Genomic DNA, 12,047 nt, shown 5'->3' on the forward strand with positions numbered 1-12,047 from the left:
CCTGGGGCGGATTTTTTTTATCCAGAGTATCTACTTAGCAAATTGATCCTGTGGCAGTTGGCTGAACGGCAGGCGTTTCAGTTCAAAGTTAGTCACTTCAATCGGCGGGGCTTTCTCCGCAGACACAAAACGATAGTTCGATTTAATTTCCTGCGTTTCAATACCCGTCCACTGTGAGAACAGCATCAGAAAGTCATTGGCTGAGCGCGGCGTATTCATCACCTGATGGCGGCTGTCATTACTGGAACTGATAAACATCGGCACTTCAAAGTTCTGACGGTATTTATCATCGTGAGCCAGATACTCGTTACGCGTCCCTTTCTCTTTAAATGCCAGACCGTGATCGGAAAAATAGATCATCGAAAAGGTCAGGCCGCTGCTGTGCAACTGCTGCCAGAGCTGCTGAAGGAAACCGTCAGTTTGCGTCATGCTGTAAAGGTAGCAGGACGTTTCCAGCGAGTGTACGCGTTCGACGAAGCGACCACGCGTGCGATCACAGGCCTTGGGATGTGAACCGACAAGGTGATACACCAGCAGGCGCGGACGATCGACCGGGCGTGCCAAAGCCCCCGGAGTAAAACTCAGCAGGTCTTCATCGCGCGTGTTTTTATCCGCTTCAAAGTCCCCGCTTTTCAGGAAGTGCACATTTTTGGCCCGCTGAGCAATGCTGGCAATCGGCGTATCGTACTGACCAATCTGCCCCTGGTTCGACATCCACCAGGTATCAAACCCGGCGCGGTTAGCGAGGGTAATAATATTGTTCTGATATTCAGGGTTACCGTCCACCACCTGATTGAGCGTCAAGCCCAGTGATTTCTGAGTGGAAGAGGCCGCTGAGGTATAGCGGGTGAAAAACTGCCCGTTAAGCTGGCTGGCAAAAGGCGTGTTATCCCACTGGCCACCAAAGGCACCCAGCGCATCACGTCGCGCGCTTTCCCCGATAACCACTACATAGATCTGCTGCTGTGGTTTGACGCTTAATACATGCCAGTTGTCTTTCAGCGTAGCCAGCTGGTTCATTCGGTCGATCTCTTTATCGACCGACAATTTGCTCTCCAGCGTATCTTTCACAAAGCGCACCAGCGGGATACCGGTATCCTTCGGATTAAATACGCCACCCGTCAGCTGGTTCATCACCGGCTGTGTCATCCATGCCACCAGCACAAAGGCAAGACAGGCACTTTCCGCATGCCACCAGCGCTGCTTCGCCAGCGGCTTACGCTTAAGCGCCAGCACACCGACGGCGAGGATCGCCAGGCCAATAAAATAATCATGCAGCGGGAAGATCAGCATAATTTCACTGGCTTCTTCAACGTTGGTCGCGTGCAGTGCCAGCAGGGTATTAAAATTGGGCGGGCCATAAACCTGACCAAAAGGGTAATAGAACCCGGCAATCAGTACACTGAAGGCAATCAGCACTTTCTGCGTTTTCGGGGCAACCGCCGCCAGCAGTACCAGCAGTGCCGTGAAGGCCAGGCTGTATAAACCGCTTAACGGGTAACCGCATGCCAGGTTAATCAGAACGGACAAAAGCAAATACAGCCCAACGTACGGGCTAATCCAGGCACGATAACGGCCTGCTGTAGCAGTTTTAATTAATGTCAGATTCATTATTGGTTCTTATTAGGGAAAGCTATAGCGGCCATTCAGCCAGGCGCTGAAATGGCAAACTGCCTGATACAACTCGTAAGATCATGGGGGAAGGGGAAGGATGGAGCCCGATCGGCCTGCACTCTTTACGAAAGGCTGGCACGATAATCGCTGTTTTGCCGAAAGGCAACCAGCATCATCAATAAGTTCTGTGAAGTGACAAACAAAATAGTCGGAACAAGCGTTTAGTGATTAAGAAGCCTGACGGGCAGGCTTCGGATTCACCAGCATTTCCAGCAGCATCAGCCGGAGTGTAAACGGCGAGCGGCAAAAGAGTTTTAATAGCAGTGGTGTTTTCATCTGATGTCCCTCCGGTCAATCAGGATATGCGCGAATTATCATCAGGTATAGCACAGGCTATACCCTATAGCCATAGCTAAGACGCTAAATTTTGTGCTTGCCTGCGGTTCGTTTACAATGTGGCACACAACAAACCGCCGTCCCGCTATAATGCTGCGGTTGATAAGAAGAGGAAGCTGAATGAGTCATCGCGCAAAAGTGGCAGTGCCCGCGCCACTGAAAGAAATTGAAGAGCATGTCGAGGGTTTCCGCCAGGTACGTGAAGCGCACCGTCGTGAATTAATCGATGACTATGTAGAGCTGATTTCTGACCTGATCCGCGAGTTTGGTGAGGCCCGCCAGGTGGACATGGCCGCCCGCCTGGGCGTGTCGCAGCCAACGGTGGCAAAAATGCTTAAACGTCTCGCCACTGGTGGGTTGGTGGAGCAGGTGCCTTACCGTGGCGTTTTCCTCACACCGGAAGGGGAAAAGCTGGCAGAAGAGAGCCGCGAGCGTCACCATATTGTTGAAACCTTCCTGCTGGCATTGGGTATCAGCCCGGATACTGCCCGTCGCGATGCAGAAGGCATTGAGCATCACGTCAGCGATGAAACGCTGGCTATCTTCAAAAAATTTAGCGAAAGTCGTTAATCACCTTATTTTTCCCCAATCACGGGCGTTGCCTGCGGCAGCCCTGACGAGCCTTGCCCGACATGGGGATGGTTCATCGGGCTGATGCCGATGCGGCGTCAGGGATAAAGGGGGTATCACATGGCGCGCCAGCATGACCTCTCTGCTCAGACCTTTTTTGCACGATCGTTTTTTGCATCTGTTGGTGTTTCTGGGGCTGTTGCTGGCCTGCTTTGTCCCTTTCCGGCTGGCGGAACTGCCTGGCTCAGTCGACTGGCCCACCATTATCACGCTGTGCGGCCTGTTGATGCTGACCAAAGGCATAGAGGCCAGTGGTTATTTTGATGTGCTCGGACGTCGTCTGGTGCAGGGCTTTGGCCATCAGCGCCAGTTAGCCCTGTTTCTGGTGGCTGCGGCGGCGTTGCTCTCAACGTTCCTGACCAACGATGTTGCTCTGTTTATTCTGGTGCCGCTGACGCTCTCTCTGCGAAAGTATTCCGCGTTACCAATTGCCCGATTAATTATCTTTGAAGCGCTGGCGGTGAACGCCGGTTCGCTGCTGACGCCCATCGGCAATCCGCAAAATATCCTGCTATGGCGTCACGGTGACGCAGGTTTTGCTGGTTTTATCTGGCAGATGTTACCGCTGGCCGGATGGCTGGTGCTCAGCCTGCTGCTACTGACCGCCTGCTGTTTCCGTGCAAAGAAAATTGAACAGCACCAGACGTCGGAGGATGCGCCCTGGCAGCGCCGCCTGCTGTTTGCCAGCGCACTGCTTTATCTGCTGTTTATTGCGGCGCTGGAGATGGATCTCGCCGTTTGGGGGCTGCTGCTGGTCTTCGCTACCTTCCTTGTGCTGGCGCGCCGCATCCTGTTAAGCATCGACTGGAGCCTGCTGGTGGTGTTCATCGTGATGTTTATCGATGTCTTCCTGCTGACGAAGCTTCCGCTGGTGCAGTCCACTCTGCATCTGGCCGGGCAGCTTCCGGCTGGCGGGCAGTTTTTGCTGGCAGCAGGGTTGTCGCAGGTGATCAGTAATGTGCCTGCTACGATCCTGCTGTTAAGCAGCCTGCCGCCGTCGGTGCTGCTGGCGTGGGCGGTAAATATTGGCGGGTTTGGTTTGCTGCCCGGTTCGCTGGCTAATCTGATTGCGCTGCGTATGGCAAAAGATCGCGCCATCTGGTGGCACTTCCACCTCTACTCATTGCCGATGCTACTGTGGGCGTTAGTCAGTGGGTGGGGGCTCTACTTGTTTATTTATGCGAACTGACATCAGGCAATTCTGGATTTGTCAGGAACCCCTGGCATTTGTCAATTTTGGCCCTATGGTTATACCAGGTTGAATTATTGCGCCCGTTGATCCCGGGCGCCCATTACTGACGGATACTATGGCTAATCAAACCCCTTCTGCACCCGATGAAGAATCCCTGCATCAGCCTGATGCTGAGCAAAATGAAGAAACCCCACGTAAACGCCCCGGCAAAAAGCCGCTGATCATTCTGGCAATCGTTGTTGTCATGATGATGATTGTCGCGCTGTGGTTCTGGCTGACGACGCGCAACATAGAAACGACGGACGATGCCTTTACTGAAGCCGATGCGGTGACCATCGCGCCGAAAGCGTCTGGCTACGTCACCGAACTGCGGGTCAAAGACAACCAGCGGGTGAAGAAGGGCGATCTGCTGGTGGTGATTGACCCGCGTGATGCAGCAGCGCAGCGCGACCAGGCGCAGGCGCAGCTGGGTCTGGCGCAGGCCCAACTGCATCAGGCGCAGGCGCAGCTATTGTTGTCCAAAGTGCAGTATCCGGCTCAGAAAGACCAGGCACTGGCGCAGTTAGCGCGTGCGCAGGCGAATTACCTCAATGCCCAGGCTGATGATAAACGCCAGCGCGGCGTTGACCCTCGCGCGACGTCGCAGCGCAATATTGATTCTGCCAATGCGCAGCTGCGCAGTGGCAAAGCAGAGCTGGCGAATGCCCAGGCACAGGTTGAAGTCGCCTCCCAGGTTGCATTGCAAATACGTCAGCAGGAAACCAATGTTGAAGCCCGTCAGAGCCAGGTGGAACAAGCGCAGGCACAGCTCAATACCGCGAATCTGAATCTTTCCTACACCGAGGTGCGTGCGCCCTACGATGGTTTTGTCACCAAGCGTAATGTGCAGGTCGGCACGCTGGTGCAGGCGGGTTCGTCACTGTTTTCACTGGTTTCTCCCGACGTATGGATTGTGGCTAACTTTAAAGAGTCACAGCTGGCGCGGATGAAACCGGGTGACAAAGTGGAAATTGGCGTGGATGCCTGGCCGGATATGAAGCTGGAAGGGCATGTGGATAGCGTGCAGATGGGTAGCGGCTCACGTTTCTCTGCCTTCCCGTCTGAGAATGCCACCGGCAACTACGTGAAAATCGTTCAGCGTGTGCCGGTGAAAATCGTGATTGATAAAGGGCTGGACCCGAACCGTCCGCTGCCGATTGGCCTGTCAGTTGAGCCGAAGGTCACGCTGGAATGAATCCCGCCCAGAGCTGGAAACCGGCCAGTAACCCCTGGCTGGTAGCGATGACCGTTACGCTGGCGGTGTTTATGGAGATCCTCGACACCACCATCGTTAACGTTGCCCTGCCGCATGTGGCCGGATCGCTTTCGGCCAGTTATGACGAATCCACCTGGGTGCTGACCTCCTATCTGGTCGCCAACGGCATTGTGCTGCCGATCTCCGCTTTTCTCAGCCGCCTGCTGGGACGTAAACAGTTTTTCCTCATCTGTATTGTGATGTTTACCGTCTGCTCCTTCCTGTGCGGCATCGCCACTGAGCTGTGGCAGATCATTCTGTTCCGCGTATTGCAGGGGTTCTTCGGCGGCGGGTTACAGCCCGTGCAGCAGTCGGTGCTGCTGGACTACTTTAAGCCCGAAGATCGCGGTAAGGCGTTCGGTCTGTCGTCGATTGCGGTGATCGTGGCCCCGGTTCTCGGCCCGACGCTCGGCGGCTGGATCACGGATAACTACAGCTGGCGCTGGGTGTTCTTTATCAATATTCCGGTGGGGATCCTCAGCGTGCTGGCGATCTACCAGCTGCTGGAAGATCCCCCGTGGGAACGTAAAAAAGCGAAGGGCAAACTGAGCGTCGATTATATCGGTATCAGTCTGATCACCCTCGGTCTTGGCTGCCTGCAAGTCATGATGGACCGGGGCGAAGATGAAGACTGGTTCCAGTCGGGGTTTATCGTCACCTTCGCGCTGCTGGCACTGACCGGAATTGTCGGGGCGATTTACTGGCTGCTGTATGCCAAAAAACCGGTGGTTGATCTGCACGTGCTGAAAGACCGTAATTTTGCGGTGGCCTGCCTGCTGATGGCGGGCATGGCCGCGATCCTGTATGGCAGTTCGGTGGTGATCCCTCAGCTGGCTCAGCAGGACCTCGGATATACCGCCACGCTCTCGGGGCTGGTGTTATCGCCCGGGGCGGTGCTGATTGTGCTGTCGATCCCGCTGGTGCTGAAGCTGATGCCCATCGTGCAGACGCGTCTGCTGATTGCCTTCGGCTTTGCGCTACTTGGGGTATCGTTTATCTACTCATCGACGCTGACGCCGGATATCGACTTCACCACGCTGGTGATTATGCGCAGTTTCCAGACCATTGGCCTCGGCTTCCTGTTTGTCCCGCTGACCACCATCGCCTTTGTCACCATTCCGCAGCGGCTGAATGCTGATGCCTCGGCACTGTTTACTATGTTCCGCAACGTGGCCGGATCAATTGGTATTTCACTGTCGACGGCAATGATCACCGAACGATCCCAGGCACGGAGTGCGCAGCTGGTGCACAACATGACCCCGCTCAATGAGCCGTTTAATCTGGCGGTTGAGCGCTGGGCGCAGGGCATCAGGGACTTTGTGCACACGGCGGGTGATCCGGTAACGATGGCGACCGGGCAACTGTATAAACAGATGATCGTGCAGGCGCGCTTCCTCGCCTACATTGATGTCTTTATGGGCCTCAGTATTGTTGCCCTGATCCTTATTCCATTTTGTCTGTTACTGGCGCCCATCAAGAGCCAGGGCAGTGCAGGAGCACACTGACATGAACGTTCCTTCTTCTTTTTTGCGTTCGCGCAGTGGTGCGCTGGTCGCCGTCGCCCTGATGATCAGTGGCTGTGCCGTTGGCCCGGATTACCAGGCACCGAAGCCCGCGACACCGGAACGTTTTAACAGCATGCAGCCGGACGGCGGATCGGCGCCGCTGGCGGCAGCAACCAACCCGAACTGGTGGAAGTCATTTAACGATCCGCAGCTGGACAGCCTGATCGCCCGTGCCATTAAAGGCAATTTATCCCTGCAACAGGCGGTACTGCGCATTGCCGGAGCACGTCAGCAGCTTAACCAGTCACGCGGTGCCTGGGCGCCGTCGGTCAGCGGCAACGCGCGATTCACTCGTCAGCAGCTGGGCATTAAAGGCGAGCTGGAGTCCGAAGGGGTGTATGACCAGCTTGACCAGGCGAACAGTGAAACTGATTTACGCCCGGCGCTCGACAGTTTGTCGAAACCGGTCGGGCTGTATCAGGGCAGTTTTGATGCCTCCTGGGAGCTGGATCTGTGGGGTAAGGTGCGGCGTGAAGTTGAGATGGCGGGTGCGCGTCAGCAGCAGTCAATAGAAAGCCGCAACGATGCGCTGGTGTCACTGGAGGCTGAAGTGGCGCGGGCGTACCTGCAACTGCGGGGCGCACAGGCCATTACCCGGACGTTACAAACGCAGATTGATGTGGCGCAGCAGACGCTGGAGCTGACGCAAAGTCAGCAGCGTAACGGGCTGGCTCCGCAAACTAACGTAGAAAATGCGCGTGCGCAGGTGAACTCACTCCGTGCCCAGCTCCCGCAGTATCAGGCGCAGATCCACCAGGCGATGAATGGCCTGGCGGTGCTGACCGGCAGAGTTCCCGGCGCACTGGATGCGGAGTTAATGACGGCCAAACCGCTGCCTGCGCTGCCGAAAGCGGTGCCGGTCGGTGTGCCATCCGAGCTGGCGCGCCGCCGCCCGGATGTGCGTGAAGCGGAAGCCAGCCTGCACGCGGCGACGGCCAACATCGGCGTTTCTGTGGCGCAGCTGTTCCCCAGCCTGTCGCTGACCGGGCAGTTTGGCATGCGTAACAGCGATGCCAGCTATCTGGATAACTGGAGCAGTCATTTCTACAGCTACGGGCCGTCAGTCACTATTCCGATCTTCCAGGGCGGTCGGCTGGTTTCCAGTGTGAAACTGGCCCGCGCACAGCAGGCGAGCGCGGCGCTGGGTTATCGTCAGACGGTGCTGACGGCGTTGCAGGATGTGGAAAATGCGCTGGTCAGCTACCGTAGCGACCAGCAGCAGGTCGAAGGGCTGGATGAGACGGTGGCCGCCTTGCAAAGCGCCTTTACTTTGGCCAGCGACAGCTACCGGCAGGGACTGTCGAGCTTTATTGAGGCGCTGGATGCGCAACGCCAGCTGGCACAGGCCCAACAGCAGGCGGAACAAGCCCGGGTGCAGAGCACGCTTGACCTGGTGGCATTGTATAAAGCACTGGGTGGTGGCTGGGAAGGCTGGCAGAACGTGCAGATGCCGGAATATTCCGTTTTTGGTCCGGCTGAAACGCCTTAATCGTTATGACCTTCTCGTTAAAAAGCGCGGCTGTCATCAGATTGCCGCGCTTTTTTTGGTTTTAACCCCATTGGTTTTTTCCTCATAAAAAGCAAGAAATGAGAGTTTCCTCTGTTTCACTTTCCGCACCTGTGCAAACGATGACGATGGATTACCCCCTGTATTTCATTGTTTCCGACGGTGAATGAGAGGCTGATAATAACCAGAGATAGTTTTATTTAATCGAATGATAGTAAACTATCATTATTTTAATGCATTGTTATTAATGGTTTTTATCAATAAATTGCTCAGATTAATCGGTTGATTAAATTGATGTTTTATTATCATTCGTCTGTTTGAAATGAAATAAACAACCGTTATTTCATTTGAGATGAAATATTCTCAAAATACCTTTGCGCCAGTAAGATCACATTAATACAACGTAATTGGCTTATTTATGTGATTAACATCTCAATTAAAATGAAATAATGCGATGCAACACCCAGAATTTAATTTTCATTGTTAATTTAAATGAAAAAAATAGTCTAAATTAAGGTTCAGAGGCGGTGAGCGGTTAAGCAAAATAATGATTTCCCCCTCTGCACCCTACTAACCAGGTCGATGAGAGGTCACTGTAGTCACCATGGCAAAAGAACAATATTTAACACCTAACCGGGCATCAGGGCCCAACAGCAATACCAAAACAGAACCCTTTGTTAAGGTCATTGCGTTGGTTGCCACCCTCGGCGGATTACTCTTCGGTTATGACACCGGGGTTATCTCCGGCGCGCTGCTGTTTATGGGCGATGAATTACACCTTACCCCCTTCACTACCGGGCTGGTCACCAGTTCACTGCTGTTTGGTGCAGCCTTTGGCGCATTGTTCTCCGGGCATTTCGCTGCCTCTGCCGGGCGTAAAAAGATCATTATCATTTTGGCGATTATTTTCGCTGTCGGCGCAATGGGCACCGCCCTGGCGCCAAATGTGGAATGGATGATCTTCTTCCGACTGGTCTTAGGGGTAGCCGTTGGCGGTGCATCCGCCACGGTGCCGATCTACATTGCTGAAATCGCGCCAGCGAATAAGCGTGGGCAACTGGTGACGATTCAGGAGCTGATGATCGTCTCCGGCCAGATGCTGGCGTATATCTCCAATGCCGGATTTAACGCGGCGTGGGGCGGCCATGAAACCTGGCGCTGGATGCTGGCTGTCGCCACCATTCCGGCGGTGCTGCTGTGGTTTGGCATGATGTTTATGCCGGACACGCCGCGCTGGTATGCGATGAAAGGACGCCTGGCAGAAGCGCGTAAAGTACTGGAACGCACTCGCGCCAAAGAGGACGTTGACTGGGAGCTGGAGGAGATCACCGAAACGCTGGAGGATGAGGACAAAGCGCAGACACGAGCCAGCGTGCGTGAACTGAAAAAGCCCTGGTTGTTTAAGCTGTTCCTGATCGGTATCGGCGTGGCGGTGATCCAGCAAACCTCCGGCGTCAACACCATTATGTACTATGCGCCGACGATGCTGAAAGCGGTGGGGATGAGTACGGATGCGGCACTGTTTGCCACCATCGCCAATGGCGCTATCTCGGTGCTGATGACCTTCGTGGGTATCTGGCTGTTGGGTAAAATTGGCCGACGAACGATGGTGAAAATAGGCCAGTTTGGCTGTACCGCCTGCCTGTTCTTTATTGGTGCCGTCAGCTATTTCATGCCAGAGACCATCAACGGTCAGGTGGATATGTTACGCAGCTATATGGTGTTGCTGGGGATGCTGATGTTCCTGAGCTTCCAGCAGGGGGCGTTATCGCCCGTGACCTGGCTGCTGCTGTCCGAAATATTCCCAACCCGGCTACGCGGTATCTTTATGGGCGGGGCAGTCTTTGCCATGTGGATTGCCAACTTCCTTATTTCTCTCGCCTTCCCGATGCTGCTTGCCAGCGTGGGGCTTTCCGGGGCGTTCTTTATCTTTGGCCTGATTGGTATTGTCGGGGCGGTGTTTGTGATCAAATGTATCCCGGAAACACGCAATCGCAGTCTTGAACAGATTGAGCACTATCTGCATGACTGGCTCAGTAATGAAGAAGAGAGCAAGGGATTAACCGCGTCGAAACGCAAAGCAGAAAGTCATTAACCGCCAGGGCCGGGTTTCTTCCCGGCCCTGATGTCCCCCCTCTCCAGGATTTCCCGCTGTATGCCGCGCGCCTTTTTTTTGGCATAATGCGCGCTGACTCACATACTCACATCAAAAATTAAAGGCTATCTCTGTGCTAGTTTCCAGCAACGTCACCATGCAGTTTGGCAGTAAGCCGCTGTTCGAAAACATCTCTGTCAAATTTGGCGGCGGCAACCGCTATGGCCTGATTGGCGCCAACGGCAGCGGCAAATCCACCTTTATGAAAATTCTGGGCGGCGACCTGGTGCCATCTGGCGGCAACGTTGCTCTCGACCCGAACGAACGCCTGGGTAAATTACGCCAGGACCAGTTCGCCTTTGAGCAGTATTCCGTGCTGGATACTGTGATCATGGGCCACGGTGAGCTGTGGGCGGTGAAAGAAAAGCGTGATGCGATCTATGCGCTGCCGGAAATGAGCGAAGAAGACGGCTACAAAGTGGCCGACCTCGAAGAGAAGTATGGCGAGATGGACGGTTACACTGCGGAAGCGCGTGCCGGTGAACTGTTGCTGGGCGTGGGGATCCCGCTGGAGCAGCATTATGGCCCGATGAGCGAAGTGGCTCCCGGCTGGAAACTGCGTGTGCTGTTGGCACAGGCGCTGTTCTCTAACCCGGAAATTCTGCTGCTTGACGAACCAACGAACAACCTGGACATCGATACTATTCGCTGGCTGGAGCAGGTGCTGAACGAACGTAACAGCACCATGATCATCATTTCGCATGACCGTCACTTCCTGAATATGGTGTGTACGCACATGGCGGATCTGGATTACGGCGAACTGCGTGTTTATCCGGGTAACTACGATGAATATATGACGGCGGCCACCCAGGCCCGCGATCGTCTGCTGTCAGATAACGCCAAGAAGAAAGCGCAGATCAACGAACTGCAATCCTTCGTGAGCCGTTTCAGCGCCAACGCCTCTAAATCTCGCCAGGCGACGTCACGTGCTAAGCAGATTGATAAGATCAAACTGGACGAAGTGAAAGCCTCCAGCCGTCAGAACCCGTTTATCCGTTTCGAGCAGGACAAGAAGCTGTTCCGTAACGCGCTGACGCTGGAAGCGGTGACCAAAGGTTTCGACAATGGCCCGCTGTTTAAAAACGTCAACATGCTGCTGGAAGTGGGCGAGAAGCTGGCGATCCTGGGGCCAAACGGTATCGGTAAAACCACGCTGCTGAAAACCCTTATCGGCGAACTGCTGCCAGAAAACGGTACGGTGAAATGGTCTGAAAATGCGCAGATTGGTTACTACGCGCAGGACCATGCACATGACTTTGCTGACGATCTGAATGTGTTCGACTGGATGAGCCAGTGGAAGCAGGACGGTGATGACGAGCAGGCCGTACGCGGTATTCTCGGTCGTCTGCTGTTCAGCCAGGACGATATCAAGAAGCCTGCGAAAGTGTTGTCCGGTGGTGAAAAGGGCCGTATGTTGTTTGGTAAGCTGATGATGCAGAAGCCTAACGTGCTGATCATGGATGAGCCAACCAACCACCTTGATATGGAATCCATCGAAGCGCTGAACATGGCGCTGGAGATGTACGAAGGTACGCTGATCTTCGTGTCTCACGACCGTGAATTCGTCAGCTCGCTGGCGACACGCGTGATTGAAATGACGCCGGGTAAAATCAACGACTTTACCGGTGATTACGAAGATTACCTGCGTAGCCAGGGTATCGTTTAAGGTTAGTTTTGTGGATGCGGGCTGACCG

At 54.5% G+C, this 12,047-nt stretch carries 8 protein-coding genes; 7 read left to right on the forward strand and 1 reads right to left on the reverse strand.

Annotated elements, in window-relative coordinates:
• Positions 1 to 30: 30 nt before the first annotated feature.
• Entirely contained in the window at positions 31 to 1,611 is a 1,581-nt protein-coding gene (locus ACFL9S_RS02675) for a phosphoethanolamine transferase (RefSeq protein WP_405260155.1), read from the reverse strand.
• Positions 1,612 to 2,130: 519 nt separating this feature from the next.
• On the opposite strand from ACFL9S_RS02675, the gene mntR reads away from it, so the two are divergent.
• From mntR to ACFL9S_RS02710, 7 genes are all read left to right on the forward strand, one after another.
• Complete coding sequence (gene mntR / locus ACFL9S_RS02680) at positions 2,131 to 2,580, forward strand: manganese-binding transcriptional regulator MntR (protein ID WP_405260156.1); 450 nt, start codon at positions 2,131 to 2,133, stop codon at positions 2,578 to 2,580.
• A gap of 133 nt (positions 2,581 to 2,713) precedes the next feature.
• On the forward strand, positions 2,714 to 3,829 hold the full coding sequence (locus ACFL9S_RS02685) for an SLC13 family permease (protein ID WP_405260157.1): 1,116 nt from the start codon (positions 2,714 to 2,716) through the stop codon (positions 3,827 to 3,829).
• A 118-nt stretch (positions 3,830 to 3,947) separates the two neighbouring features.
• On the forward strand, positions 3,948 to 5,066 hold the full coding sequence (locus tag ACFL9S_RS02690; RefSeq protein ID WP_405260158.1) for an HlyD family secretion protein: 1,119 nt from the start codon (positions 3,948 to 3,950) through the stop codon (positions 5,064 to 5,066).
• A complete protein-coding gene (locus ACFL9S_RS02695; RefSeq protein ID WP_405260159.1) occupies positions 5,063 to 6,631 on the forward strand; it encodes a DHA2 family efflux MFS transporter permease subunit in 1,569 nt (522 codons plus the stop codon). The genes ACFL9S_RS02690 and ACFL9S_RS02695 overlap by 4 nt, the downstream gene beginning before the upstream one ends.
• Before the next feature lies 1 nt (position 6,632).
• Entirely contained in the window at positions 6,633 to 8,180 is a 1,548-nt protein-coding gene (locus tag ACFL9S_RS02700) for an efflux transporter outer membrane subunit (RefSeq protein ID WP_405260160.1), read from the forward strand.
• A 622-nt stretch (positions 8,181 to 8,802) separates the two neighbouring features.
• Positions 8,803 to 10,293 (forward strand): sugar porter family MFS transporter, encoded by a 1,491-nt coding sequence (locus ACFL9S_RS02705; RefSeq protein ID WP_405260161.1) that lies wholly within the window; start codon positions 8,803 to 8,805, stop codon positions 10,291 to 10,293.
• A gap of 133 nt (positions 10,294 to 10,426) precedes the next feature.
• Positions 10,427 to 12,019 (forward strand): ABC-F family ATPase, encoded by a 1,593-nt coding sequence (locus tag ACFL9S_RS02710; protein ID WP_405260162.1) that lies wholly within the window; start codon positions 10,427 to 10,429, stop codon positions 12,017 to 12,019.
• Positions 12,020 to 12,047 lie beyond the last annotated feature (28 nt).

It is taken from the genome of Erwinia sp. AnSW2-5, assembly GCF_045107195.1.
Taxonomy (GTDB): Bacteria; Pseudomonadota; Gammaproteobacteria; order Enterobacterales; family Enterobacteriaceae; genus Erwinia.

Bases quoted from the DNA above. Each gene is read 5' to 3' on its own strand.
- ACFL9S_RS02675 (WP_405260155.1), bottom strand. From the start codon at position 1,611: ATGAATCTGACATTAATTAAAACTGCTACAGCAGGCCGTTATCGTGCC.
- mntR (WP_405260156.1), top strand. From the start codon at position 2,131: ATGAGTCATCGCGCAAAAGTGGCAGTGCCCGCGCCACTGAAAGAAATT.
- ACFL9S_RS02685 (WP_405260157.1), top strand. From the start codon at position 2,714: ATGACCTCTCTGCTCAGACCTTTTTTGCACGATCGTTTTTTGCATCTG.
- ACFL9S_RS02705 (WP_405260161.1), top strand. From the start codon at position 8,803: ATGGCAAAAGAACAATATTTAACACCTAACCGGGCATCAGGGCCCAAC.
- ACFL9S_RS02695 (WP_405260159.1), top strand. From the start codon at position 5,063: ATGAATCCCGCCCAGAGCTGGAAACCGGCCAGTAACCCCTGGCTGGTA.
- ACFL9S_RS02690 (WP_405260158.1), top strand. From the start codon at position 3,948: ATGGCTAATCAAACCCCTTCTGCACCCGATGAAGAATCCCTGCATCAG.
- ACFL9S_RS02700 (WP_405260160.1), top strand. From the start codon at position 6,633: ATGAACGTTCCTTCTTCTTTTTTGCGTTCGCGCAGTGGTGCGCTGGTC.